Below are 26,534 nucleotides of genomic sequence, written 5' to 3' on the forward strand. Positions count from 1 at the left end.
AAATGTTATGAGAAATTTTATTACTACTTTTATGAAGCATTTTTTTTATAAAAAAATCAAAAAACACTCTTTCAATGAGATCAATTTTCCTCTTCGATCAACTTATAAATCACAGGATGAATTTTATAAATTAGGCCGTGATATAGCCTCTCAAAAAGAAATCTTACTTCCTGAATATAAAGGAGAAAATGATTTTCACAAAAGACTGAAACAAAATGCAAAAATTATTCTCTATGCATTCCACAGCAGCGATACTGCCGCGCGCAATGACGAAACCATTACACCGTCTGCTCAATGGCTTATTGATAATCATTATACTATCGACAAGACTATACAACAGCTACGCCGTAGCTTATCAAAATCTTCTATAAAAAAACTTCCTCTTTATAATCAAACAACAAATATACCACGTATTTTTGTTTTAGCTTGGCTTTATATTGCTCATACAGATAGTCGGTTTTCACAAAAAACACTCACAGCTATGATCAATGGATTTCAAGAGGTTTGCCCTCTCAAAATTGGTGAACTATGGGCACTCCCTTCTGTTATAAAAATGCTGCTTATTGAAAATGTCTCCCGTCTTTCACTGCGTATTGAAAAAACACGTTATATGCGCCGTCTTGCACATAAAGTTGCTTATCAAGTTTCTCTTACAGATAATGAAACAAAATTACACACTCTTCTCACACAATATAAACCATTCACTGTTTATCCAACCTTTTCCGCCCATTTATTCTATCGTCTACGTAGCGCATCTGTTGATTCAACAACCGCGTTAACTTGGCTTGAACAGCAATTACACAATCAAAGCAGTAACTTAGAAATTACAACAACTGATGAACATACTCGCCAAGCAGAAGATAGCGTGACGATGGGCAATATTATCCGTTCTCTTAAAACTATTGATGATATTGATTGGACGATATGGTTTGAGACCGTTAGTTCTGTAGATTCTATTTTGCGTGAAAATAGTGACTTTTCCAAAATTGATTTTCACTCACGTAGCATCTATAGGCAGGTCATTGAAGAAATTGCACGTTTTTCACCTCTTAATGAGTTGGAAGTTGCGCGCAAAGCTATAGAAATGGCACACTCTTCCTCTGAATCTTCTCCTCACCATTATCATTCTTCTGTGGGATGGCATCTTGTTGATGCTGGTCGCAAAAATTTTGAAAAAGTTTGCGGGTATATCACACCTCTTTCTATAAAATGGGCACGGCTTTTCTTTTGTTCAAAGGTTAGAATCATTGCAATCCCCGTTTCTCTTTTAACGCTTGCTTTGTTATTTGTAATTCATATTCTTTTACAAAAATCCGGTATAGCACCATGGATGTCCACTCTCTTTACTGCATTAGCTCTTTTTCCTGCTATGGAGGCTGCTTTTGCCTTTTTCAATACTTTTGTTTCATGGTGTACTCCACCAAGACAGCTCATTGGTTATGAATATAAAGAAGGTATTCCTAAGAATGCACGTACAATGGTTGTCATTCCGACTTTAATCAAATCACGTGATAATATTGATGAGCAGGTGCGCAATCTTGAAGTCCATTATCTTTCCAACCCAAAAGGCGCCATTCATTTCGCTCTTATTACGGATTGGGTGGATTCTCCCTTGAAAGAAACGCAAGATGATCTCGATTTATTGTACTATGCACAAAAAACTATTGATAAGCTCAATCAGCGTTATCACCGCGATGATACTCCTTTATTTTTTCTTTTACACCGTCGGCGTCTTTATAATGCAAGCGAAAAATGCTGGATGGGGTGGGAAAGAAAACGTGGTAAACTTCATGAACTGAATCTCTTATTAAGAGGAAATAAAAATACAAGCTTTTATCCACCAAGCCCACATCTCCCTATGGATTGCCGTTTTGTGATGACTTTGGATTCGGATACCAATCTTACCCCAGAAAGTGTTACAAAACTCGTTGGGAAGCTTAACCATCCACTCAACCATGCTATTTTTGACCCTCATAATGGAAAAATTGTGAGAGGCTATAGTATTTTACAACCGCGTATTACACCTTCTCTCACAACAGGAAAAGAAACTTCAATTCTGCAACGTATTTTTTCTGCTAACCGTGGTATTGATCCTTACGTCTTTGCTGTTTCTGATACCTACCAAGATCTTTTGGGAGAGGGAACTTTTGTCGGAAAAGGTCTTTATAATATTGATGCATTTCACCAAGCCCTTGATGGTAAAGTTGAAGAAAATACCGTTCTTAGCCACGATCTTCTAGAAGGTGGTTATGCACGTACCGCATTGATAAGCGATGTAGAAGTTATTGAGGATTATCCAACAGCCTATAACATGGATGTTGCACGTTATCATCGTTGGGTACGTGGTGACTGGCAGCTTTTGCCTTATCTTTTGTCTTCCCATAAAATTAATTCTACAACACGTTGGAAAATGCAAGATAACTTGCGTCGTTCTCTTACGCCACTTATGTGGTTGGTTGCAGCCATCACAGGATGGTCTCTTTTACCTTTAAAAACGGTAATTATTTGGCAAATATTCCTATTATTTAGCCTCTTTGTCGCGCCAATTTTAAGCATATTACAAACACTGATTCCAGTTAATATTGACTATTCTTTACGTGGTCATCTTCAATTAACTTTGAACAAAATTACCCTCATGGGTGCAAATATATTTCTCAAAATTACATTTCTTGCTCATTCAGCTTATTTTATGACGGATGCGATTATTCGTGTCCTTTATCGCATGACAATTTCAAAAAAATACCTGCTTGAATGGAGAGCCTCTGCCGACACAAAATCGTTTCCCAATAGTCTTCGCTTTTATATCCTTACAATGTGGACAGCATCCCTTATAGGTATTCTTGCCGTGATACTTCCTCTTTTTTCTAATCCTTTTGTAGGTTTTATTGCGTTGCCCTTTGGGCTTGCATGGTTTTTTTCACCCTTGATTGCATGGTTTGTCAGCCGAGTTTCAACATTTCAAGATACCCTTGATATATCGTCTGAAGACAAAAAAGTATTACGATCTATTGCGCGACGGACGTGGTTTTATTATGCGACCTTTGTCAATGCACAAAGCAATTATTTGCCACCTGATAATTTTCAAGAAGATCCCAAACCTCAAATTGCTTACCGAACATCCCCTACGAATATTGGAGTTTACCTTCTTTCTATTGTTGCGGCCCGTGATTTCGGTTGGATTAGTTTTGAGGAGTCTATCACACGCATTGAATGTACATTAAATTCTCTTGCAAAAATGGAAAAATTTCGTGGTCATCTCTATAATTGGTATGCAACAGATACGCTCGAACCTCTTTTGCCTCCTTATGTATCAACCGTTGACTCAGGAAATCTCGCCGGACATTTAGTGACTCTCTCTTCAACATTGAGCGAATGGGCTGAAAATCCTTATGCTTTTTTTCAAAGTGATCGTGCCGGCTTATATGATGTTCATGCTATTCTCGCAGAAGCTATCAACGAAATTCCAGATAATGAATACAGTTTACGTTCTTTATGCCAACAAATTGACCATTTTTACTCCTCCCTCAATCCATTCATAGAAATATCAGATGCCACAACTACCCATATTGCTCATCTTTCACTTGTAGCTCGTGATATTGTACATTTAGCTGATGAGTTTAATCAAAAAACTCAAACAGCACAATCCGCTCATTTACTCTCTTGGGCTCAATGTCTTTTAGAAACCTGCCGTGCCCATCATCATGATATTACGAGCGGTTATAATAGTGAAAAGTTACGCAAATCATTAGATAGGTTGGCGATAAAAGCACGAAAACTAGCCTTTGATATGAAATTTGATTTTTTAGAACAGCCTGAACGAAATCTCTTATCTATTGGGTATCGTGTTCAAGAAAATAAACTCGATGAAAATTGTTACGACCTACTCGCTTCAGAAGCACGGCTTGCAAGCTTTTTTGCAATGGCAAAAAGAGATGTGCAAATTAAACATTGGTTTCGTCTTGGTCGCCTCCTCGTTCCTATTGGTTGGAAAGGTGCACTTTTATCATGGTCTGGATCTATGTTTGAATACCTCATGCCTTCTCTCGTTATGTGCGAACCCTTAGGATCTCTTCTAGACCAAACTCATCGACTGATTGTTCGTCATCAAATAGAATATGCTCACAAACGAGGATTACCATGGGGCATCTCAGAAGCGGCCTTTAACGCGCGCGATCACCTTATGAATTATCAATATGCTAATTTTGGTGCTCCAAGACTTGGACTACAACGAGGTCTCTCACGCAATACTGTTATCGCTCCCTATGCGAGTCTTTTAGCTGCTCAATATGCACCTTCTAAAGCTGTCGCAAATTTAAAGAAATTACGTGATCTTGGAGCTTTAGGGCCATATGGTTATTATGATTCTATCGACTTTACCCCTTCACGCGTGAAGAAAGGAGAAAAATACGCTGTTGTACGCAATTATTATGCCCACCATCATGGCATGTCTATCCTTGCTGTTAATAATGTTATTTTTCAAGGGCGAATGCGTGATCGTTTTCATCGTGATCCGACTATTGAAGCAATTCAATTCGTATTACAAGAAAGAGCACCGCAGACCATTCCAATTATTCACACCAAAGTTCTTAATCACTTACGCAACAGCTCTCGAGAATATGATGATGCTCCTTTGCGTATAATAACGAATCCGTTGCTTAAACCACACGAAACTTTACTCTTATCCAACGGTCCTTATTCTATCATGTTGACAGCCAATGGTTCTGGTTACAGCCGTTGGCATGATTATATGATTACACGCTTTATTCCTGACGCAACAGAAGATCAGCAAGGCACGTTATTCTTTTTACGGAATATGCATAGCGGACGTTGGTGGTCTGTTACAGGTGAGCCAACACGCGTTGTTGAAGAAGAAGCCGTCAGCATTTTTATGGATGAAAAAGCTGAATATACAAAAATGGTTGATGGTATTCAATCGACCCTTGAGTGTCTTATTGCATCAGAAGGATGCGGTGAAGGAAGACGTATTCAACTTATGAATACAACACATAAGGACCGTATTATTGAAATTACATCCTATGGTGAACTTGCTCTTGCAACTATGGATACCGACTGTGCTCACCCTGTTTTTTCACGTATGTTTATAGAAACAGAAATTACTGATACAGGAAAAACAATTTTTGCTAAAAGACGCAAACGCTCTCCTAGTGATTCTGATATCCATATTGCTCATTTTGTAACGGATATAGCTGGTATACTTCAAGAAACAGAAGCTGAAACTGATCGCTCCTTATTCATTGGTCGAGGACGGTCTATACATCGGCCTGCTGCCTTCGACCAAAATGCTCGTTTTAGCAACAGTCAAGGTTGTGTTCTTGATCCAATCATATCAATAAGATGCCGCATAAAAATTCCTGCCCATGAAAAAGCTGAACTGGTTTTCTGGACTTTCGCCGCCCATGAAAAAGAAACTCTGCACAATCATATTCAATATTATCGACAACCTCATATATTCCAGCAAGAATTTTCAATGGCATGGACACGCTCACAGGTCTCGCTGTATCAAAGTGGCATCGACCTTAAAGAAGCAATGACATATCAAAAATATGCGACACCACTTATTTACCCTGATCAAGCATGGCGTCTAGCTCCCAAAATATTAGCAAAAAATCTTGGTAAACAATCTGACCTCTGGCCCATGTCAATTTCAGGAGACTATCCAATCTGTCTTTTCAGGCTCGATAACGAGGGAGATATAACAGTCCTACGTGAACTTCTTAAAGCACATGAATATTGGCGTATGCGTGGACTCATTGTTGATCTCGTCATTCTCAATGAACAAGCATTTTCCTATATACAAAATACTCAACGCATTATCGAATGGGTATGTGAATCTTATCGCCACCACGCCAACAAAACCGATGAACGTCAACATATTTTCACGCTTCGGCGTGATCAGATGAATGAGCAGAGTTTTAATACGCTTCTTGCTTCAGCACGGATTGTCCTTCATGCGCAAAATGGATCTTTATCCGAACAGCTCAAACAACATGAAGGAAGTAATTTTGATTTCGTAACGCATAAAAATTACAAAGAATCTCATTATAACTTAGACGACTTAAAATATAATGAAGAAAAACAGGAAACCATATCAACTGGACAAAACCTCTTTGCCTCCATTGGTCTTATTAGTCAACAAAAGTCTCCTCCTCTCTCCGTTGATGGGCAAGATCTACAATATTGGAATGGTTATGGTGGATTTAACCATCATAACTATTATGTGGTCCGTCTTCATGGACATACCACAACACCACATCCGTGGATTAACGTTGTTGCAAACAAAAGCTTTGGCTTTCACGTTTCTGCTGAAGGTGCTTCCTTTACTTGGGCTGACAATAGCCGCGATTATCAATTAACACCTTGGAGTAATGATCCCATTTCCAATCGTCCAGGCGAAGCACTTTATCTCGTGGATCGTCTATCTTTGAAGCGCTTTTCACCCGTTTCTGCCGTTGAATGCGATGAAAATGTTGTTTATGAAACTTGCCATGGTTTTGGATTCTCAACATTTAAGTCCAAACATTCAGAGATTTCTTTAGAGCTTACTCATACGCTCGATCAAGAGAACCCCGTACGTCTCTCGCGTCTTACCCTCAAAAATGAAGGAAAAAAATCACGCAGTTTACGCCTTTATAATTATGTTGAATGGGTTTTAGGAAGTGTCCGCACAAAATATGCACCTTTTATCATTCCTTCTTATGATCCCGAATATGGTGTGCATTTTATTGAAAATCCCTACCACATCGAAAAGTCTCAACAAGTTACATTTTTAGCAGCATCACAAATGCCAACAAGCATGACAACTGATCGTACTGAATTTATTGGTGCAACGGGAACTGTTCAACATCCTTATGCAATTCGTAAAGCAGGTGCCCTTTCAAATAAAGTTGAAGCAGGATGTGATCCTTGTTCAGCATTCGCCTATGATATTGATCTTTTGCCAGGACAAACAAAAGAAATCACCTTCTATCTTGGTAGTACTAAAAATATCCATGAAGCGAAACAATTACTCAATCAAGTGCGCAGACGTGACTTTACAACTCTGCTTACACAACAAAAACAACAATGGACTGATTTTGTTTCACCACTCCAAGTAAAAACACCAGATCCTTCCTTTGATATTATGGTCAATCATTGGCTCCCTTATCAAATCTATACTTGCCGCATTATGGCACGTGCGGCTTTTTATCAAGCTAGTGGTGCCTTTGGCTTCCGCGACCAGTTACAGGATAGTTTGTCCCTCTTATTATTGGAGCCACAACTGGCACGTAAACAATTGTTAAATGCAGCAGCACATCAATTTCTTGAAGGAGATGTGCAGCATTGGTGGTTGTCTGATACCAATGCAGGTGTGCGCACACACATCTCTGATGACATTGTTTGGCTTGCCTATGGAACAGCTCTTTATGTCAAAACGACTGGTGATGATACATTTCTTGATACTCCTATTGCTTTTATTGAAGGCGCTCCTCTTACTGAGCAGCAACAGGATGCTTATTTTCAACCTATGCAGTCCTCAAAAATGGGCACGGTTTATGAACATTGTGCTTTAGCTTTAAATCTTGCCATAAAACGCTGTGGACCACATGGACTTCCACTTATCCTCGGAGGTGATTGGAATGATGGTATGAACTTGGTTGGTGTGCAAGGAAAAGGTGAAAGCACTTGGTTAGGCTGGTTTCTTGGCGCTACACTACAGGAATTTATTCCCCTTGCAAAAAAACGTAATGACAATACCCAAGCGCAAGCATGGAGTGCATATTTTGAACGTTTGAAAAAATCCCTAGAAAAAAATAGTTGGGATGGTAATTGGTATCGACGTGGTTATTTTGATGATGGAACACCTCTTGGTTCTAAAGTCAATGATGAATGCCAAATTGATACCATTGCTCAATCTTGGTCTGTTATTTCCAAAATGGCATCACCTGAACGCCAAAAACAAGCAATGGTATCAATGCTGGAACGCCTGTGTGATGAAAAAAGTGGTCTTATACGCCTTTTCTGGCCACCTTTTAATAAAAGTACTCTCGAACCCGGTTACATAAAAGGTTATCCCCCAGGAATTCGAGAAAATGGTGGTCAATACACCCATGGTGCCATTTGGAGTATTCTAGCACTTGCCGAAATGGGCGAAAATGATAAAGCTTATGATTTATTTTCTATGATAAATCCGATTACCCATGGAGAAAATCCTGAAATTTATCGTGTTGAACCTTATGTTATGGCTGCAGATATTTATGCCACTGAACCACGTCGTGGACAAGGTGGCTGGACATGGTATACAGGTGCAGCAGGTTGGTTTTATCGCGCTGCAACCCAAGCTATCCTTGGCATTCACAAAAAAGCTGATCAGTTATTTCTACGTCCAAGCTTGCCTTCCTCATGGCCAAAATATGAAGTGAAAATGAAGTTTCATGATGCTGCATATACCATTAAAGTGAAATGGGGGACTGAAAATAGCCTCCATGTGAATGGGAAAAAATGTGCCAAGATTCATGCAGGAATAAAATTACAAAAGACAGGAAAACATGAAATCACACGAACCGTTAAATCTTCACAAGAGAAAAATTAAAAGAGTTTTTTATTCTTGCTCAAAACCTTAGAGTTGTTATAGTTCTCGCGGTCTCTATATTGATCATGTTGGTACACAGTAATTTTATATTTTAGAAAACTGAAAGAAAAAGGGTTATGAATCACCCAGATATTGCGAGACGTGTTTATAATCATACTTGGAAACTTGATCCTATTATTCGTTCGCTTCTTGATACGGACTTTTATAAACTTCTTATGGTGCAGATGATTTGGGGGCTTTATCCCGATGTAAATGTTACTTTTTCTCTCATAAACCGCACTAAAACAATACGTATAGCCGATAATATTGATGAGAGAGAATTACGTGACCAACTTGATCATGCCCTTAGCTTACGTTTCACGAAAAAAGAAATGATCTGGCTCGCTGGTAATACATTTTATGGACGTAAACAAATTTTTGAACCAGATTTTCTTCACTGGCTTGAGACTTTTCAATTACCAGAATATGAACTCACCCGTAAAGACGGACAATATATTCTTCATTTTCATGGCCCGTGGACCCATAGCTCTATGTGGGAAATCCCTGCTCTTGCGATTATTAGTGAATTGCGTTCACGTACTGCTATGAAAAAATTAGGGCGTTTCACTCTTGATGTGCTTTACGCAAAGGCTAAGGCAAAGATGTGGAGCAAAGTTGAACGTCTCAAAAAATTACCTGATATTAAAATATCTGACTTTGGTACAAGACGCCGTCATTCTTTTTTATGGCAACGCTGGTGTGTTGAAGCATTAAAAGAAGGTATTGGAGATTCCTTTGCCGGAACTTCCAATGTTCTTCTTGCCATGGATACGGATTTAGAAGCTCTTGGCACCAATGCACATGAATTGCCTATGGTCATAGCTGCTCTTGCCAATAATGACAAAGAATTGCACAATGCCCCTTATAAAGTTCTACAAGACTGGAGCCGTTATTACGGTGGAAACCTTCTTATTGTTTTGCCTGATACCTTTGGTACAGAAACATTTTTACGCAATGCTCCAGATTGGGTAGCTGATTGGACAGGTTTTAGACCTGACAGTGCTCCACCTATTGAGGGTGGTGAACGCATTATCCAATGGTGGAAAGACAAAGGAAAAGATCCACGTGAAAAGCTTTTGGTTTTTTCTGATGCCCTTGATGTCGATACAATTGAAAAAACCTATCATCATTTCCATGGTAGAGTGCGTATGAGTTTTGGATGGGGAACAGATCTTACAAACGACTTTAAAGGCTGTTCTCCACAAGAAGTTGCAACCTTTGATGCTCTTTCCCTCGTTTGTAAAGCGACTCATGCCAATGGTAAACCAGCCGTAAAACTTTCAGATAATCCTGAAAAAATAGTTGGTACTCCACAAGAAGTACAACGCTATCTCAATTTTTTTGGAAATGGAAAACCTATTGCTAACCCCATAAAAACCTAAACGGTAAACGCATTTTTATAAAATTAAAGACAAACTGGCTGTAAAATTGATTATAAGCAAGATGGATTTTTTCGATCTCAATAAAAATAGTGGTACTTTTATAAACATTATTTCATATCACAATAACAATACAAATATCTGCTGACAGTATTAAGCTCAATCCTCTCTATTCAAAAAATTATTTTGTGAATATATCACCCTGTCCTATCTATTATTTTAAAATAACTTATTATTTTACATACTCTTAAGAGATAGACATTATCCCTCAATTTGGAAACAAAAAAACTCTATCAATCGCTATCACAAATAGGCCAAGATAAAAAAGCCCAGCCCATAAATTTTGTAGTTCTGTTGTTATAAAGATGGACGTGTCACAACATAAATGACAATAAAGAGCAAAATAGCTGCGACGAATAAAACAAGCCATAAAGCAGGGTGTACTATCACTAAAAAGGATAAAAAACCACCCATCATACTCACCACTGCCAGAACTTTAACAAATTTGGAAATAGCCCCTTTTTCTTCCCATTGTTTAATAGGTGGACCGAAAACACGGTGATTATTTAGCCAGTAATGAAAACGTGGTGATGAACGAGCAAAACACCATGAAGCAATTAACAAAAACGGTATGGTTGGCATAATAGGCAGCATAAGACCAACGATACCTAATATAACCATTATCCACCCTACTATAGAAGTAAAAATACGCAAAGGGTGAGATATTTTAAATTGTTTTTCCATCCTTTAGCACTATTTTCCTTTAGATAAAATCATTGTTTACTCTACTGCTTTTTAAACGCTTTAGTGTATAATGACTTTCCAATACCATATGTTCATACGTATATTTCTGTTATCATTTTCTCTAAAATACAAAGCAGCGTAAGAAATATGATAATCATTTCACCATTTTCAAGAAATCAGCATAAAATTTTAAAAAAGAAAATGAAAAGGCTGCAGAATAAATCAATGCAGCCTCTTAATTAAAATGCAGCGCTCGGGGGGGGGGGGGGGGGAGAATGTGCGCTGCATCCATCTGTTAGGTATTGGAGGAAAATAACCTAACTGGCTATATTGTAGTTAAAACAAATGGGAGAGGCAATACATAAAAATGCATGGCTGATATGCATGATCTTTAATATACTCAAATTTTTTGCCCCCTCACTTGACGAAAAAAAATTGATATAAAAATAGTGATAAAAATCATCGTTAAAATCAATACAATTGTGGAAGCTGAATCAGAGCCAATAAAGAGGCTTAGATAAATTCCAAAAAAACCAGAAAAAGCTGCAACAAGAACAGCAATCATTAGCATCACAGAAAATCGCTTCGTAATAAGGTAAGCAATTGCTCCTGGTGCTATCAATAAAGAAATAACGAGAACAATACCAATAGCCTTTAAAGCAGCAACAATGGTGAGAGAGATCATTGTTAAAAGGATATAGTGAAGCACAGATATCCGTAATCCCATTGCACGACCTTGAACAGAATCAAAAATATACAGCATAAAATCACGCCATTTTGCCGCTAAGATAAAAGTGACAAAAGCTGAAATAATCGCTGTCTGCGTGATATCAAGCCAATTAACCCCTAAGAGATTACCAAAAAGAATATGATTCAAATCTAAGCTACTATAAATAGATGTCGCCAAAACAAGCCCTAAACCAAACATCGATGAAAACACAACCCCCATCACCGTGTCCTGTTTAATACGGCTATTGCTCCCTAAAAAACCCGTCAGGATAGAACAAACCATCCCTGCAACAAAAGCACCACAAGCAATTAAAGTCATCGTAATATTCGCTGGGCGCATATTCTGAAATACAGCAAATGGTAAAGAGGTTAAAAACGCGACCACCACCGGTGTTGCCATATACCCAAGAACAACACCAGGAAAAACTGCGTGAGAAATCGCATCCCCTAAAAGCGCCCATCCTTTCAAAATAAGGAAACAAGAAAGCATTGCCATGGGAATCGATAAGATAAGAACAATCAACATGCCCTTAAGCATAAAAGAAAACTGAAAAGGAAGTAGTAATTGATCAATCATGATAAGATTGCACCCCTTTTTGCCGCATTTATACGTAAGCGCGCTGCAATAAAACCATGTTTAGGCGCAAAGACAAAAGCTAAGATAAACAGAAATGCTTGAAAAAGCACAACAACACCACCTGTTTGTGCATTTAAAAAATAACTCACATAAACACCTAATACACTTGTGAATGTTCCAATTATTACTGCAATAATCAAAATATTTACAAAACGATCACTTAAAAGGTAAGCTGTTGCACCAGGCGTTACAACAAGACAAATAACCAAAAATGCTCCAACTGTTTGCATTGCTGCAACCGTACAAGCGGCGAGCAATGCGAAAAAGATAATCTTTAAAAACTTTACATTTAATCCAATAGCACGTGCATGTGTTTCATCGAATAAAGTGACAAGAAGATCTTTCCACTGCACAAGCAATATAAGTAAAGAGAAAAAACCAATACAAGCCAATTGTACGATATCTGATGAACTAACGGCCAAAATATTTCCCAAAACAATCGTATCGATATTAACAGCCATCGGTTTTAATGATTTGAGAAACAACCCAAAAGCAAAAAAAGAAGAAAAAATGAGACCTATGATGGTATCTTCTTTCAACTTTGTCCGATGGTTAAAAAACAACATTGCAGCTGCTGCAAGCCCACCAGAAAAAAAAGCTCCGAGCGAAAAAGGTAACCCTACAAGATAAGCCCCTGCAACACCAGGAACAATCGAATGAGAAAGCGCGTCGCCAATCAATGACCAACCTTTTAACATCAGAAAAGCGGAAAGAAAGGCACAGACACACCCTACTAATCCCGAAACCCACATCGCATTAACCATATATTGATAGCTCAACGGTTCAAGCAACCAAGAAATCATGCAACATGCTCCATTTTTTTAATATTTTCATGAACTGCAGATTGTTTTCCGCCCGTTTCAAAATCACCTTTTTTTATCCCTTGAAAATCAAACATGTGATGGTGCAGAGAACCACCAAAAGTTTTTTCAAGGTTTTCCTTTGTAAAGACAGTTTCAGTTAATCCAGAATCTAAAACTGTCCCCTTTATTAAAACCGTGTGATCACAAAATTCACGTACAGAACCTAAATTATGCGTAGAAACCAATATCACGGCTCCTTCTTTACGAAGATCTTTTAACAAAGCAATAATTTTATCTTCTGTTGTGACATCAACCCCTGTAAATGGCTCATCTAATAAAATCGCTTTTGCTTGCTGTGCAAGAGCACGCGCCAGAAAAACACGCTTCTTCTGACCACCAGAAAGTTCACCAATCTGACGTTTAGCAAATTTCAACATATCAACACGTTCTAACGCAACACGGACAGCTTCATAATCGCGTGCCCGTGCATAACGAAAGAAATTCATGTGACCATACCGCCCCATTAAAACAACATCTTCAACGAGAACAGGAAAATTCCAATCAACCTCTTCACTCTGAGGAACGTAAGCAATAAGATTTTTTTTCAAAGCTGTATCAACAGGCAAATCAAAAATGCGAACTTTTCCTTTTGAGGGGCGCACGAATCCCATAATGGTCTTAAATAAAGTTGACTTCCCCGACCCATTCACACCAACCAGCGCTGTAATGGAACTTGTTGGACTCTCAAAATTCACTTCACGCAAAGCTGTATATCCATTACGATAGGTGACCGTTACCCCTTGAGCAAATATTCCAGATCCTGTCATTGACCTCTTACTCCCTCTAATAAAGCGTTGCTAATACGCCCACTTGTAACACGCAATAAATCAATATAGGTTGGTACTTCGCCGTTTTTCTCACTCAGAGAATCAACATAAAGGACACCGCCGTATTTAGCTCCTGTTTCTCGTGCAACCTGTTTAGCAGGCGCAGGAGAAATCGTGCTTTCAGAAAAAACAACATGGATATTGTGTTTACGAACCATATCAATAACATGCTTAACCTGCTGTGGTGTGCCTTGTTGATCGGCATTAATAGGCCATAAATAAAGCTCTTTTAGACCAAAATCATGTGCCAAGTAGCTGAAGGCTCCCTCACTGGTTACAAGCCAACGCTTGTCTTGAGGAACTGCCTCCAATTCAGCTCTAATTGGATCAATCGTTGCACGAATCTTCTGCTTATAAATTTCAGCATTTTCTTTATAAATATCTGCATGTTCGGGATCGTACTTTACAAAAGCATCGCGAATATTATCAACGTAAATTAAAGCAGCAGTTGGGGACATCCACGCATGAGGATTTGGCTTTCCATTGAAGGGTCCTTCACCAATTTTAATGGGAACAACACCTTTTGAAACAACAACACTTGGAACATCCTTAATATTTTGAAAGAACTTTTCAAACCAAAGCTCCAACTCCAACCCATTCCACAATACAAGATTTGCTCCCTGCGCACGCATAAGATCACGAGGAGTTGGTTGATATTCATGAATTTCAGCACCCGGTTTCGTGATTGACTCAACATCAGCAGCTTCACCTGCTACATTCCGCGCCATATCAGCAATGATCGTGAATGTCGTCACAGCTTTAAATTTGCTAGCACATAGAGCAAAATTGGGTATTAAAAAAAGGACACCCCCTAACACTATAGTAAAAAACGTTTTTACACTCATTGACCTTCTCTTTCCTTCCGAGTCCCTCTATTTATTGCTAATGATTTGCATTAACATTTAGAAATAACAGTTATCCTTTACATTTGCAATTAAGAATGACGAGAAAAATAACTTTTTAAGAAATTCTTTTTTCTCTCGCAAAAAATACAGCTTAAAAGACTCTCTTCTTTCATATAAAAAGCTCTGCAAATCTTGCATACAAAAAATACGGGAGTATTTAAAAGTGCTCCCGTTTTATAAAATAAGCCAATAAAAAAGAAATATACTCAATGACGTAGATATGCACCCGTCGCCTTTGTGACACTTTCCACCACTTTCAGAGCCAACTTTTCTAAGTCTTCATCGGTTAAGGTTCGTTCCATGGGCTGAATAGTTATTTCAATTGCAACAGATTTTTTATCTTTACCAAGACTTGAATCTTCAAAAATATCAAAAACTTGTACAGAATTAATAAGTTTTTTATCAGCTCCACGTGCAGCACGCACAATCAGAGAAGATGCAACCGTTTTATCAACTAAAAATGCAAAATCACGCTTCACCATTTGAAAAGCTGATAATTTCAATGGAAAATGATTTTTTGTTGTTTTTCTCTTTGAGGCAGGAATATGATCAAGAAAAATTTCAAAACCACATATAGGCCCACTGACATCTAATTTTTCTAATGTAGCAGGATGAAAAACGCCAAAAAAACCAAGAATAATCTTTGATCCAAGCTTTATCACACCTGAACGACCAGGATGATACCAATCAGGTGCCCCTGCTTCAATTTGAACCTTACCAATATCCACACCACATGCTTCTAAAACAGCCAATGCATCTGCTTTTGCATCAAAAACATCAACTGCTACCGCATTGCCGTTCCAAAAACGCCCTGCTCCTTCAAATCGTTCTGTTCCACGACGAATACCACCAGCAACATATTGTTGTTTGTCAGGGGTATCATCCTCATAAATGTTAGAAACCTCAAAGAATGCAAGGTCCGAAAAACCACGATCAGCATTTCGCTGCGCTGCCACCAGCAAACTCGGTAAAAGAGAAGGACGCATGACCGACATATCAGCAGAAATTGGGTTCATTAATTTAAGCTGTTCTTGACCGCCTCCAAAAGCCTGAGCTTGTTTTTCCGAAATGAAAGACCACGTCACCGCCTCCTTCATACCACGATGTACCAAAGCCAAACGTGTAACACGTGAACGAAGCTGTGAATCCGTAAAAAACTGATCTTTTGCCTCCGCTAAATTTTCTAATGGAATAGGTTCAATTTTATCCAATCCATAAATTCTCATCACCTCTTCCACTAAGTCAGCTTTTCCACCAACATCAGGGCGCCATGTTGGCACTTTTACCGTGACGACATCTCCTTTTCCTTCAACGCAAAACCCAAGTTTTGTTAAAATCGTCATAACCTGTTCACGCTCTATTTCCAAATGTGTTAAACGTTTAATTTCAGAAAAAGGAAAAACAATTTTTTTAATTTCTGGCTTCTGGTAACCAACGATCTTTGCCTTTGACGCTTCACCACCGCAAAGACGCAAAGTTAATTCTGTTGCAATATCAAGCCCCGTTTCCATAAAAGCCGGATCCACACCCCGTTCAAATCGATAACGCGCATCACTAATAAGACCTAATGCACGCCCCGTGCGCGCAATGCTCTGCATATCCCAAAGCGCAAACTCAATAATAACCCGACGTGTTGTTTCATCGCAGCCTGTTCTTTCACCTCCCATAATACCGGCAATTGAAACAACACTCTCTTCATCTGCAATGACACAGTCTTTAATACCCAAATGATAGACTTTTCCATTAATTGCCTGCAGCTGTTCACCTTCACGTGCACAACGTACTTGTAAATTGCCTTTGATCTTATCAGCATCAAAAACATGAAGCGGACGACCAAGGTCAAAACTTATGTAATTGGTCATATCAACGAGTGTATTAATCGGTCTCAAGCCTATTGCACTCAAACGCTGTTGCATCCATTGCGGTGATGCACCATTTTGAACATTGCGAACCTCACGCCAAGCAAACCCCAAACATAACGATGCACTTTGCGAAAAATCTAAAGAAACATTAAGTGGTGTTTCAAAAGAAGTATCCAATTGTGGCAAAGATAATTCTTTTAATTGCCCCATCCCAGCAGCAGCAAGATCACGTGCAATACCGCGAACACCTGTGCAATCAGAACGATTAGGGGTCAAACCAATATCAATAATCGGATCATCTAAACCTGCATAAGCTGCAAATGAATCTCCAATAGGTGCGTCTTCTGGAAGTTCAATAATCCCATCATGTTCACTTGATAATTCAAGCTCGTCCCATGAACACATCATCCCAAAACTTTCAACACCGCGAATTTTTCCTACAGAGAGGGTCACATCAAGCCCCGGCACATAAGTTCCAGGTAAAGCAAGGACACCAACAAGCCCAGCGCATGCATTGGGAGCACCACAAACAATTTGCTTAGGTTCAGCACCCCCTGTATCTACCGACAAAATCTGTAACCTATATGCATCAGGATGCTTTATGGCTGTTAAAACTTTTGCAATCACAAAACCCTTCAAAGCAGAACGGTCATCAACATGATCAACTTCAAGACCTATAGCCGTTAATTTATCACAAATTTCATCCAAAGATGCATCGGTCTCTAAATGATCTTTCAACCAAGACAATGTAAATTTCATTTTAAAACCTCATATGAAAACTGTGACAAGATCACTCTTTGCTTAAGCTGAAAAAAACGCAGACATATCAAAATAGCGAAAACCATAATGATCCAACCAACGTACATCTGCATCAAAAAAGGCGCGTAAATCAGGCATCCCATACTTCAACATAGCAATACGGTCGATACCCATGCCCCAAGCAAAACCTTGATATTCATCGGGATCAAAACCAACATTCTTGAGGACATGAGGATGCACCATCCCGCATCCTAAAATTTCCAACCAATCCTGTCCTTCGCCAAACTTTACTTCTGAACCAGAGCGATCACATTGAATATCCACTTCCATAGATGGCTCGGTAAAAGGAAAAAACGAAGGGCGAAAACGCATTTTCACTGAAGGAACTTCAAAAAAAGCTTTACAAAAAGTTTCATGAAGCCACATCATATGTGCAATGGTAGAAGTTTTATCAATGACAAGACCTTCTATTTGATGAAACATCGGTGAATGCGTTGCATCGGAATCCATACGATACGTTTTTCCAGGAATAATGATACGTATCGGTGGCTTTTGTTTTTCCATTGTACGAATTTGTACAGGAGATGTATGGGTGCGCAATAATTTCCGCTCCCCTTTGTCATCACAACTAAAAAAGAAGGTGTCATGCATTTCACGTGCTGGATGACCTTCAGGAAAGTTTAACGCTGTAAAATTATAATAATCTGTTTCAATATCCGGTCCCTCAGCAAGAGAAAAACCCATTTTTTTATAAATAGCTACAATTTCCTCGGTCACCTGTGAGATCGGATGAATACGCCCCCGTTCCACGGGCGAGGAACGTACAGGCAGTGTTACATCAACCGTTTCACTTGAAAGGCGTGCATCCATTGCTTGACGTCTAAGAAGATCACGCTTTTGCGCCCATAACTCTAAAATGCGATTTTTTAACCCATTAAGAACTGGTCCAACTTTATGGCGCTCTTCAGCATCCATCTTCCCTAAAGCTTTTAACTTTTCAGAGATGCTGCCTTTTTTGCCTAATGCTGAAATACGCACTGCTTCAAGTGCTGACTCATCACTCGCTGCTTCTAAAGCCAAACAAATTTCTTGTTCCAGACGCTTAATATCGCTCATACTTTTTGCCTATTTTTTGAATAGAAAAAAACCCGTACTAGCAATAACCAGTACGGGATCCCGAATAAATGAATGCTTTAAGAGAACACGACTGGCTTATTTGACAGCGCCTTCAAAAGCATTAGGCGTTGTATCCTTTAAATACTCCAAAGCCTTCTTTGCAGAAGCAACTAAAGCAGAAAATGCCGCTTCCTCATGAATTGCTATATCTGAAAGAACTTTACGATCAACTTCAATACCGGCTTTCGATAAACCATCAATAAAGCGCCCATAGGTCAACCCTTCTGCACGCACAGCCGCATTAATTCTCTGTATCCATAAAGCACGGAAAGTACGCTTTCTATTTTTACGATCACGATAAGCATATTGTTTTGAACGATCAACGGCCGCCTTCGCTGCACGAATGGTATTCTTACGCCGCCCGTAAAAACCCTCAGCCTGTTTCAGAACCTTTTTGTGTTTAGCGTGCGCCGTCACACCTCTTTTTACACGTGCCATGTAATATTCTCCTCAAAATCAAAAGCGTAAGGTTTAAAGACCATTTGGCAAATAATGCTGAACAACTTTTTTGGCATCTTGTTCACACAAAACCATTGTTCCACGTGCATCACGAATAAATTTATTCGAACGCTTAATCATACCATGGCGCTTACCTGCAGCTGCTACTTTAACTTTACCTGACGCAGTGATTTTAAACCGCTTTTTAGCGGATGATTTGGTCTTCATTTTGGGCATTTTGCTACTCCATACAACTTTATTCATTCAAGTGGATTGATCATTCATCCAAGCGGACCAACGCTTGAATTGGCATTTAAACAGCCACGGCATGCCCTGCCGGGCGGTTCCAGCAATGTTCTCATAAGCCAGTATACAAAAAATAGCAAGAGCATATTAAAAAAAAATGGGAGCTCCATTTCCTTGAACCTCAACCAAAGGTGCTGGAATTGCATTTGTTTTAATTGCCGCTTTACATAAATCAGCAATAATGCATTGCGTACATTGTGCTTTACGTGCTTGGCAAACATAACGCCCGTGTAAAATAAGCCAATGATGCGCATGATGAAGATAACGAGCAGGTATAATCTTTAGCAATTTTTCTTCAACGCTATCTGGTGTTTTACCAGACGCTAAACCGAGACGATTTGCAAGACGAAAAATATGCGTATCTACAGCTAGTGTAGGCTGCCCGAAAGCAACATTTAAAACGACATTAGCCGTTTTACGCCCCACTCCTGGAAGCGCCATAAGTGCTTCACGATTATCAGGTACTTGACCACCATATTGGTCAATTAAAGAATTACAAAGGGCAAAAATATTGCGTGCTTTCGCGCGCCAAAGACCAATTGTACGAATATGACGCGCAATCTCTTCTTCTCCTAATGCAACCATTTTTTCTGGCCGATCAGCGAGACGAAATAATTCTTTTGTCGCTTTATTCACACTCACATCTGTCGCTTGAGCAGAAAGAACCACAGCAATTAAAAGAGTAAAAACATTTGTATAGATAAGATCACTCTTAGGGGTCGGGCGTTGAACAGAAAAACGGTGAAATATTTCTTCAATTTCATCTTTGCTATACAATGTTCCAGAAGATTTTTGTGTCTTTGACAATTTTATTATTCTTTGAACCATAAAACTCTCTCAATCTTCTCTCTTGAAGTTATCATTCATACTCGCCATATGAGAAAAATGCAGAAAACACTTTTTATAATGCTTGGTCAAGAAAAGCTATTTTGAAGAGGATATTCACAATGACACATGTGACGCCTTTCTCCAACCCCTTTCTTTTAGGATTTGAAACAGTAGAAAAAACGTTGCGACGTATTGGCAAAACCGATGAATCTTACCCAGCATACAATATTGAGCGTTTACATAAAAATGATGATGAAAATCATATACGCATAACGTTGGCTGTTGCTGGATTTAAAGTGGATGATCTTAATATTTTGCTCGATGACAATCAATTGATCGTTCATGGAAAACAAACAGACAACCAAAATCATCAATATTTGTATCACGGTATAGCCGCACGCCAGTTCCAAAGAACTTTTATTCTCGCCGAAGGCGTGCATGTTACAAATGCAGAGTTGAAAAATGGTCTTTTATCAATTAGTCTATATCAACCAAAAGCAAAAAAACAAGTAAAGCAGATTCCAATTAAAGTTAGCGATACTGAATCATAAAGGTCAAGGCGTAAAGGAACAATGAAATGGGAGAACAAAAACAAAATTTTTCATTGCAGAACATGTCTTACTCTGAAGTAGGGCAAGTCGCTTATTTAAAAAAAGTTTGTACAGATGATCTCGCTAAAAACTTTCCAGATCTTCCACCGATGACTCCAGGGATTACAGTATGGGCACTCTTTGCTGAAACAGGTTATCCGATTATTTTATCTGATGAGCGCTCCACTGCTCTTGCAGGAGCCAATGAACATGAACTACAAATTGTAACATTGCATTAAGTGAATTCATAAAAAGCGGTTGTAACGTCTTTGATAACCTCTTCAGTCCTGTCTGAAGAGGTATGGTTATAAGGTTTATTATAGATATATTGGACAAAAATATTTTTTAATTAAAGAGATATGATAACTGCTTTAAACGAAAGGTATAGTTGCACTTCATTGGATATTGTTTGGTGCTTCATCTATTACTGTCAAATGCTTGAAACGTTATCTCTTTCACAGATGTTTGAGCTTTTTGTCTTTTTCTGTTGATCCTGCTGTATGATTTTTTTAAACTTTTGCTTTTTTATACATTATCGCCTTAAATAAAATTTTTATGTAAAAAATCTTTAAGTTATTAAAAACATTTGCAGAAGCTTTTTGTTATCTTGGCTTATTCAATCCTTCTCATTCTTAAAAAAACATATACAAGCCATTTCAGTTATAGAAAATTCCGAATTTAAACCAATTTAAAAGTCAACTCGATCTGTGATCAGATTATTATCGTTCTTTTTAACGACGTCCACATGCTTTTAATTGCTGTTCATAAACTCTGGACATTTTTTCCATACGCCGTGCCGCTTGGGCAAGTGCATGATTTGCATACCCCCCACTGCGGGCATAACCACCATGCCCCATATGATAATTTAAATAAAGGTTATACGCATCATTAGACCGAACACCATTGCGTTGAACACTTTGGCGGTGATACCAAGCAACAAAGTCAGCAGCATCTGCAAAATTTGTACGCCATGCAGAATGCCTTCCCGTAGAGCGGAGATACCTTGCCCAAGTACTGTCAAGCGCTTGAGAATAACCATACGCTGTTGACCGGCGTTTCCATGGAATAAAACCAAGCAATTTCGTACGTGGAGGGCGCGCATTATAACGAAAGTTCGATTCCATATTAATGGTTGCAAGAATAATAGGCATAGGGATTCCGTGGCGTATTTCTGCTCTTTTGGCAGCTTTTTGCCAATTATCAAAAAGACCATCTTTTTGAGCAAAAACAGCACAAGCATTGTTGGTATAATGAGGCGTAGTTGTTGCGCATCCCCCCAATAGAAACACCAGTGCCCCTAAAAACAAAAGGTGTTGCATATTCTTTTTTCCTCTCATTAGGAAATAATGAAATATGAATGCTAAAAAATTATTACCAATCAAGAAAAGAGTATGATTATATTTATGGAAATAAAAACCTTACTTTCCTTCCTCCTCTTCGACTAAACGTAATGTTTTTGACTGAACCGGTTTTGTTCCTTGTATTGGTTTTGAGTCATTGTCCTTTAATTCAAAATTTTCAATACGATTAGCCCGCTTCATAACCTTGGAAGATGATATTAAAATTCCATCTATATATTCACCGGCTTTATGAAAATGCTTCTGTAACGCGCGAACACGCTCGTCCATTCGTCCAAAATCTTCCATTAATTTTGCGACTTCTGACTGAATCAAATGTGCTTGTTCACGCATCCGCGCATCTTTCATAATGGTTTGGACAACCTGAACGGATAACATCAATAAAGACGGCGATACAATAATGACGTGCAATCGATTGGCTTTTTGTACCAACGACTCAAAATCCTCATAGATTGTTGCAAAAATTGATTCTGAAGGTACAAAGAGAAAAGCGGTATCATGTGTTTCTCGAGGAATTAAATATTTTTGTGAAATATCACGAATATGAACCTCCATGTTATTGCGGAATTGACGTTCTGCATCTTGACGCTCTTGCGCTGATGTTGCACTGCGCATAGCATTCCAAGCTTCCAGAGGAAATTTAGCGTCAATAACAAGAGAAGGCGCCTTATTCGGCATATGAATGAGACAATCTGGTCGTTTTCCGTTTGAGAGTACCGCCTGAAAAACATAAGCATTCGCCGGAAGGGCATCGGCAATAATTGCTTCCATCCGTCCTTGACCAAAAGTTCCACGCGTCTGTTTATCGCTTAAAATGGCTTGTAGCTGCACAACTTGCCCCGTAAGCGACTGGATATTATTTTGCGCCGCATCAATCACTGCCAAACGCTCTTGCAAGCGATTCAAATTTTCATAAGTGGATTTTGTCTGTGCCTGAAGCGTTTGACCCAAATTCGCTGTCATCCCATTGAGTTTTTCACTGAGTGATTTGTTCAACTCTGCCTGTCTTTGACCAAAGATTTCTGTCATCATCTGCATCCGCCCTTGCATTTCAGCTTGTGTTTTTAGCAATGCATCCATTTGCATTTGCGCTGCACGAGTGCGCTCAGAAGTTTCACTTTCCCAAAGAGCCTTTTTTCGATGAGAACGTATAAACATAAAAAATACGAAAAAAACGAGTATCAGTAAAAGCAAAGTCTCCATTTTAATAAAAGACTTATCCGAAAACAAAAAAGAAAAAAACGAATCAGACATAAGAAATAATATAACGCTCTTACGCTAAAAAAGTGTAAGAATTCGTTATTCAATATTGACCCATAACAAACCATTGATTAATCTATGCTTATGCCAATTAAACCTTTAGTGACTTTACCTGATCCGATTTTACGGGAAGTATCTAAACCCGTCGAGCAAATTGATTTAGCTATCAAAGAGCTTGCTGATAATATGTTAGAAACCATGTATGATGCGCGAGGCGTTGGTCTTGCAGCTATTCAGATTGGCATACCACTACGTATGCTGGTTATGGATGTTTCCCAAAATGATGAGCAAAAAAATCCGCTTGTTATTATCAACCCAGAAATCTTATGGCTTTCAGAAGAGCGCAATATTTACAAAGAAGGCTGCCTCTCTATTCCTGAATATTATGCAGAGGTTGAACGCCCAAAACGCCTCCATGTTCGTTATATGGATCGTGAAGGAAAACAAACAGAAATTGAAGCAGATCAGCTCCTAGCCACTTGCTTGCAACATGAAATTGATCATTTAGACGGACGCCTTTTTATTGATCACATCTCGAAAATGAAACGCGACATAGTAATACGAAAATTTAAAAAACGCGCCAAAGACAAAAACACACAGGAAGCAGTTTTATAATGGCATTAAAGTTAAGCTTTATGGGAACACCTCATTTTGCTGTTCCTATTTTACATGCTTTATTAGATGCCGGTCATGACGTTGTTGCTGTGTACAGCCAACCTCCTCGACCTGCGGGACGTCGCGGTCTTGAACTTACCCCTTCACCCGTTCAAAATGCAGCGCAAGCAAAGTCTATTCCTGTTTTTACCCCTCAAACACTCAAAACAGCTGAACAACAAGCCCAATTTAAAGCACTTTCTGTTGATGCTGCTGTTATTGTCGCCTATGGATTGCTCTTACCAAAAGTTATCCTTGAAACACCGCGTTTTGGTTGCTTCAATGCCCACGCTTCACTCTTACCACGCTGGCGGGGCGCAGCGCCTATCCAGCGTGCCATTATGGCTGGTGACAAAGAGACAGGCATTATGATCATGAAAATGGATGAAGGGCTTGATACGGGACCTATCGTTCTTTCTCATTCTATTCCTATCACCGATAACGTGACAACCGCTGAACTTTCAGATCAACTTTCACATATAGGTGCAAAACTTATGGTGGAAGCTTTATCAACTCTTGAAAAAGGACAGCTTAAACTGATACCACAATCAGGAGAAGACATAACCTATGCTTCTAAAATCAAAAAAGAAGAGACACGCATTGATTGGACAAAGCCTGCAGAAGTTATTCATAGGCATATCCGTGCATTTTTTCCTTCACCTGGTTGCTGGTGTAACATGATAATCGGTCATAAACAAGAACGTGTAAAAATTCTTGGAAGTCGTTTAGCGACAGGTCCTTCTCTTGAAATTGGTCGAATCGAACCAGATTCTTTGATTATCCATTGCGGACAAGGGCGTCTTGAAATAACCCATCTCCAAAGATCTGGTGGCAAAACTCTTGAGAGCGCAACCTTTTTGCGAGGTGCTCATATCTCTGCTGTTTTTTGATATGCCACGTTTTAAACTCACTCTTGAATATGATGGCTCAAATTATGCTGGCTGGCAACGTCAAGAAAAACTTCACACCATACAGGGAGCTGTTGAACAAGCACTTTTTCTCTTTAGTGGTCAACAATTAACCGTCACGACAGCTGGAAGAACCGATGCTGGTGTACATGCTACAGGACAAGTTGCACATGTCGATTTGGAAAAAGATTGGAAGACTCATACGGTACGAGATGCTCTTAATGCTCATTTACGAAAAAAGGGAGAAGCTATTTCAATTTTGAATGTACAAAATGTTCCTGACAGTTTTGATGCACGATTTTCTGCAATTAAACGTCACTATCTTTTCAAAATTCTCAATCGTCGCTCACCACCAGCCTTAAATGCAAAACGCGTGTGGTGGTTACCAAAATCGCTTGATGCTGAAGCCATGCATGAAGCTGCACAAAAACTTGTAGGACGACATGACTTTACAACATTCCGCTCAGTACACTGCCAAGCAAAAAGTCCTGTTCGGACCCTTGAGCGTCTTGATATTCAAAGAGAAGGGGAGGAAATATTTCTTTATGCACAAGCCCGCTCTTTTCTGCATCATCAAATCCGTTCATTTACAGGAAGCCTTATGGAAGTTGGTATCGGACGTTGGACAGCAAAAGACCTTGAGGATGCTCTTCACGCTAAAGATCGCAAACGTTGTGGTGTCGTTGCACCACCTTCAGGGCTTTATTTGACCAAAGTGGAATATTGATGACTCTCATAAATTATCTCCTCAAGCGCCATTAAGAAAGCTTATAAAAAGAACAAATTTCTTCAAAAGCTTCTGCTGCGGTATCAACAAATTTTATGAGATTAACATCAGAAGGAGAAATTGTACCTTGCGTTGACAAATAATCAAAATTGATGACATTTTCCCAAAACTCTTTGCCAAATAATAAAATCGGAACCTGTTGCATACGGCTCGTTTGCATGAGGGTGAGTGTTTCAAACAACTCATCTAAAGTCCCAAATCCTCCAGGAAAAACGGCTACTGCCTTCGCCCGCATGAGAAAATGCATTTTGCGTACTGCCAAATAATGAAAATTAAAGCATAAATGTGGTGTTATATATGGATTAGGCTTTTGCTCATGCGGTAGAATAACATTTAAACCAATCGTTGGTGCACCAACATCAACGGCACCACGATTTCCCGCCTCCATTATTCCAGGTCCTCCTCCTGTAACAACAACAAATTCACGATACTCAGTTGTCGCTGAATAACGTGAACACAAACGTGCAAGCTCCCTTGCTTCATCATAATAATGGGACATAGCGTGTAAGTTTTTCTTTTGCGTTTCATTTTTTGCTGCCCACGCTTTTTTCCCGGATTCAGGGATACGTGCACCACCAAATAAAACAACTGTTGATTGAATATCATATTCTTGAAAGGTGATATCTGGCTTTAAAAACTCAAGACCAATACGTTGTGAGCGTAATTCAGGGCGCATCATAAAATCTTGGTCAGTATAAGCCAAACGATAAGCTGGAGAATGCATTTGTGCTGTATCAGAAAACTCATGTCCCTCTCGTTTAGGATCATCCTTGGCATGAACAAATAATGTTAAATTCTCTTTCTCTTGGTTTACTTTTTCTTTATAGCCTTTTTTCATCCAAATATCCTAGTTTGTTATCATTTTATTGACTGCTTACATTTCTTAGCATAGATC

Annotated in this window: 20 protein-coding genes; 7 read left to right on the top strand and 13 right to left on the bottom strand. The window is 39.0% G+C overall.

Annotated elements, in window-relative coordinates; translation table 11 throughout:
* Window positions 1–31: 31 nt before the first annotated feature.
* Window positions 32–8,590 carry a glycoside hydrolase family 94 protein gene (locus tag ABID23_RS00250; protein ID WP_435521228.1) on the top strand — a complete coding sequence of 2,853 codons (8,559 nt, stop codon included), beginning with the start codon at window positions 32–34 and terminating at the stop codon, window positions 8,588–8,590.
* 116 nt (window positions 8,591–8,706) lie between these two features.
* The gene (gene pncB, locus ABID23_RS00255) at window positions 8,707–10,011 is read left to right on the top strand and encodes a nicotinate phosphoribosyltransferase (RefSeq protein WP_354188155.1); all 1,305 of its coding nucleotides are present in this window, start codon (window positions 8,707–8,709) and stop codon (window positions 10,009–10,011) included.
* A 354-nt stretch (window positions 10,012–10,365) separates the two neighbouring features.
* Here the strand turns inward: pncB and ABID23_RS00260 are convergent, their stop codons facing one another.
* From ABID23_RS00260 to nth, 10 genes are all read right to left on the bottom strand, one after another.
* Window positions 10,366–10,752, bottom strand: a complete 387-nt coding sequence (locus ABID23_RS00260; RefSeq protein ID WP_354188157.1) for a YbaN family protein — start codon at window positions 10,750–10,752, stop codon at window positions 10,366–10,368.
* Between the two features lie 400 nt (window positions 10,753–11,152).
* Window positions 11,153–12,058, bottom strand: coding sequence for a metal ABC transporter permease (locus tag ABID23_RS00265; RefSeq protein WP_354188159.1), 906 nt, complete (start codon window positions 12,056–12,058; stop codon window positions 11,153–11,155).
* Entirely contained in the window at window positions 12,055–12,921 is an 867-nt protein-coding gene (locus ABID23_RS00270) for a metal ABC transporter permease (RefSeq protein WP_354188161.1), read from the bottom strand. Before ABID23_RS00270 ends, ABID23_RS00265 begins: the two co-directional genes overlap by 4 nt.
* On the bottom strand, window positions 12,918–13,748 hold the full coding sequence (locus ABID23_RS00275; RefSeq protein ID WP_354188165.1) for a manganese/iron ABC transporter ATP-binding protein: 831 nt from the start codon (window positions 13,746–13,748) through the stop codon (window positions 12,918–12,920). Before ABID23_RS00275 ends, ABID23_RS00270 begins: the two co-directional genes overlap by 4 nt.
* The gene (locus ABID23_RS00280; RefSeq protein WP_354188167.1) at window positions 13,745–14,653 is read right to left on the bottom strand and encodes a metal ABC transporter substrate-binding protein; all 909 of its coding nucleotides are present in this window, start codon (window positions 14,651–14,653) and stop codon (window positions 13,745–13,747) included. Before ABID23_RS00280 ends, ABID23_RS00275 begins: the two co-directional genes overlap by 4 nt.
* Window positions 14,654–14,919: 266 nt before the next feature.
* Window positions 14,920–17,334, bottom strand: coding sequence for a phenylalanine--tRNA ligase subunit beta (gene pheT, locus ABID23_RS00285; protein ID WP_354188169.1), 2,415 nt, complete (start codon window positions 17,332–17,334; stop codon window positions 14,920–14,922).
* A gap of 42 nt (window positions 17,335–17,376) precedes the next feature.
* The gene (pheS, locus tag ABID23_RS00290; protein WP_354188171.1) at window positions 17,377–18,450 is read right to left on the bottom strand and encodes a phenylalanine--tRNA ligase subunit alpha; all 1,074 of its coding nucleotides are present in this window, start codon (window positions 18,448–18,450) and stop codon (window positions 17,377–17,379) included.
* A gap of 96 nt (window positions 18,451–18,546) precedes the next feature.
* Window positions 18,547–18,948: a 50S ribosomal protein L20 gene (gene rplT / locus ABID23_RS00295; protein ID WP_354188173.1), complete on the bottom strand. Its 402-nt coding sequence runs from the start codon at window positions 18,946–18,948 to the stop codon at window positions 18,547–18,549.
* Between the two features lie 33 nt (window positions 18,949–18,981).
* Window positions 18,982–19,185, bottom strand: a complete 204-nt coding sequence (rpmI, locus tag ABID23_RS00300; RefSeq protein ID WP_345096520.1) for a 50S ribosomal protein L35 — start codon at window positions 19,183–19,185, stop codon at window positions 18,982–18,984.
* 156 nt (window positions 19,186–19,341) lie between these two features.
* On the bottom strand, window positions 19,342–20,082 hold the full coding sequence (gene nth / locus ABID23_RS00305) for an endonuclease III (protein ID WP_354188176.1): 741 nt from the start codon (window positions 20,080–20,082) through the stop codon (window positions 19,342–19,344).
* 119 nt (window positions 20,083–20,201) lie between these two features.
* Between nth and ABID23_RS00310 the strand changes: the two genes are divergently transcribed.
* Together ABID23_RS00310 and ABID23_RS00315 are read left to right on the top strand one after the other, a co-directional pair.
* The gene (locus ABID23_RS00310; RefSeq protein WP_354188178.1) at window positions 20,202–20,633 is read left to right on the top strand and encodes an Hsp20 family protein; all 432 of its coding nucleotides are present in this window, start codon (window positions 20,202–20,204) and stop codon (window positions 20,631–20,633) included.
* A 26-nt stretch (window positions 20,634–20,659) separates the two neighbouring features.
* Window positions 20,660–20,911, top strand: a complete 252-nt coding sequence (locus tag ABID23_RS00315) for a BQ00720 family protein (RefSeq protein ID WP_354188180.1) — start codon at window positions 20,660–20,662, stop codon at window positions 20,909–20,911.
* Between the two features lie 492 nt (window positions 20,912–21,403).
* Here the strand turns inward: ABID23_RS00315 and ABID23_RS00320 are convergent, their stop codons facing one another.
* Together ABID23_RS00320 and ABID23_RS00325 are read right to left on the bottom strand one after the other, a co-directional pair.
* A complete protein-coding gene (locus ABID23_RS00320; protein ID WP_354188182.1) occupies window positions 21,404–21,991 on the bottom strand; it encodes a transglycosylase SLT domain-containing protein in 588 nt (195 codons plus the stop codon).
* Between the two features lie 99 nt (window positions 21,992–22,090).
* Window positions 22,091–23,284 carry a DNA recombination protein RmuC gene (locus ABID23_RS00325; protein WP_354188184.1) on the bottom strand — a complete coding sequence of 398 codons (1,194 nt, stop codon included), beginning with the start codon at window positions 23,282–23,284 and terminating at the stop codon, window positions 22,091–22,093.
* 90 nt (window positions 23,285–23,374) lie between these two features.
* On the opposite strand from ABID23_RS00325, the gene def reads away from it, so the two are divergent.
* From def to truA, 3 genes are read left to right on the top strand one after another with little or no spacing between them, the layout of a single operon-like run.
* Window positions 23,375–23,905 carry a peptide deformylase gene (def, locus tag ABID23_RS00330; RefSeq protein WP_354188673.1) on the top strand — a complete coding sequence of 177 codons (531 nt, stop codon included), beginning with the start codon at window positions 23,375–23,377 and terminating at the stop codon, window positions 23,903–23,905.
* Entirely contained in the window at window positions 23,905–24,834 is a 930-nt protein-coding gene (gene fmt, locus ABID23_RS00335) for a methionyl-tRNA formyltransferase (RefSeq protein WP_354188186.1), read from the top strand. The genes def and fmt overlap by 1 nt, the downstream gene beginning before the upstream one ends.
* 1 nt (window position 24,835) lies before the next feature.
* The gene (gene truA, locus ABID23_RS00340; protein WP_354188188.1) at window positions 24,836–25,579 is read left to right on the top strand and encodes a tRNA pseudouridine(38-40) synthase TruA; all 744 of its coding nucleotides are present in this window, start codon (window positions 24,836–24,838) and stop codon (window positions 25,577–25,579) included.
* A 31-nt stretch (window positions 25,580–25,610) separates the two neighbouring features.
* On the opposite strand, the gene ABID23_RS00345 is transcribed toward truA, so the two are convergent.
* Window positions 25,611–26,477 carry an LOG family protein gene (locus ABID23_RS00345; protein WP_354188190.1) on the bottom strand — a complete coding sequence of 289 codons (867 nt, stop codon included), beginning with the start codon at window positions 26,475–26,477 and terminating at the stop codon, window positions 25,611–25,613.
* Between the last annotated feature and the right edge of the window lie 57 nt (window positions 26,478–26,534).

Origin of the sequence: Bartonella silvatica, from assembly GCF_040545155.1 — a bacterium.
GTDB classification, from domain to species: Bacteria; Pseudomonadota; Alphaproteobacteria; order Rhizobiales; family Rhizobiaceae; genus Bartonella; species Bartonella silvatica.

Bases quoted from the DNA above. Each gene is read 5' to 3' on its own strand.
- ABID23_RS00265 (WP_354188159.1), bottom strand. From the start codon at position 12,058: ATGATTGATCAATTACTACTTCCTTTTCAGTTTTCTTTTATGCTTAAG.
- pncB (WP_354188155.1), top strand. From the start codon at position 8,707: ATGAATCACCCAGATATTGCGAGACGTGTTTATAATCATACTTGGAAA.
- rpmI (WP_345096520.1), bottom strand. From the start codon at position 19,185: ATGCCCAAAATGAAGACCAAATCATCCGCTAAAAAGCGGTTTAAAATC.
- nth (WP_354188176.1), bottom strand. From the start codon at position 20,082: ATGGTTCAAAGAATAATAAAATTGTCAAAGACACAAAAATCTTCTGGA.
- truA (WP_354188188.1), top strand. From the start codon at position 24,836: ATGCCACGTTTTAAACTCACTCTTGAATATGATGGCTCAAATTATGCT.
- ABID23_RS00345 (WP_354188190.1), bottom strand. From the start codon at position 26,477: ATGAAAAAAGGCTATAAAGAAAAAGTAAACCAAGAGAAAGAGAATTTA.
- pheS (WP_354188171.1), bottom strand. From the start codon at position 18,450: ATGAGCGATATTAAGCGTCTGGAACAAGAAATTTGTTTGGCTTTAGAA.
- fmt (WP_354188186.1), top strand. From the start codon at position 23,905: ATGGCATTAAAGTTAAGCTTTATGGGAACACCTCATTTTGCTGTTCCT.
- ABID23_RS00315 (WP_354188180.1), top strand. From the start codon at position 20,660: ATGGGAGAACAAAAACAAAATTTTTCATTGCAGAACATGTCTTACTCT.
- ABID23_RS00280 (WP_354188167.1), bottom strand. From the start codon at position 14,653: ATGAGTGTAAAAACGTTTTTTACTATAGTGTTAGGGGGTGTCCTTTTT.
- rplT (WP_354188173.1), bottom strand. From the start codon at position 18,948: ATGGCACGTGTAAAAAGAGGTGTGACGGCGCACGCTAAACACAAAAAG.
- ABID23_RS00320 (WP_354188182.1), bottom strand. From the start codon at position 21,991: ATGCAACACCTTTTGTTTTTAGGGGCACTGGTGTTTCTATTGGGGGGA.
- ABID23_RS00260 (WP_354188157.1), bottom strand. From the start codon at position 10,752: ATGGAAAAACAATTTAAAATATCTCACCCTTTGCGTATTTTTACTTCT.
- pheT (WP_354188169.1), bottom strand. From the start codon at position 17,334: ATGAAATTTACATTGTCTTGGTTGAAAGATCATTTAGAGACCGATGCA.
- ABID23_RS00325 (WP_354188184.1), bottom strand. From the start codon at position 23,284: ATGTCTGATTCGTTTTTTTCTTTTTTGTTTTCGGATAAGTCTTTTATT.
- ABID23_RS00275 (WP_354188165.1), bottom strand. From the start codon at position 13,748: ATGACAGGATCTGGAATATTTGCTCAAGGGGTAACGGTCACCTATCGT.
- ABID23_RS00310 (WP_354188178.1), top strand. From the start codon at position 20,202: ATGACACATGTGACGCCTTTCTCCAACCCCTTTCTTTTAGGATTTGAA.
- def (WP_354188673.1), top strand. From the start codon at position 23,375: ATGCCAATTAAACCTTTAGTGACTTTACCTGATCCGATTTTACGGGAA.
- ABID23_RS00250 (WP_435521228.1), top strand. From the start codon at position 32: ATGAAGCATTTTTTTTATAAAAAAATCAAAAAACACTCTTTCAATGAG.
- ABID23_RS00270 (WP_354188161.1), bottom strand. From the start codon at position 12,921: ATGATTTCTTGGTTGCTTGAACCGTTGAGCTATCAATATATGGTTAAT.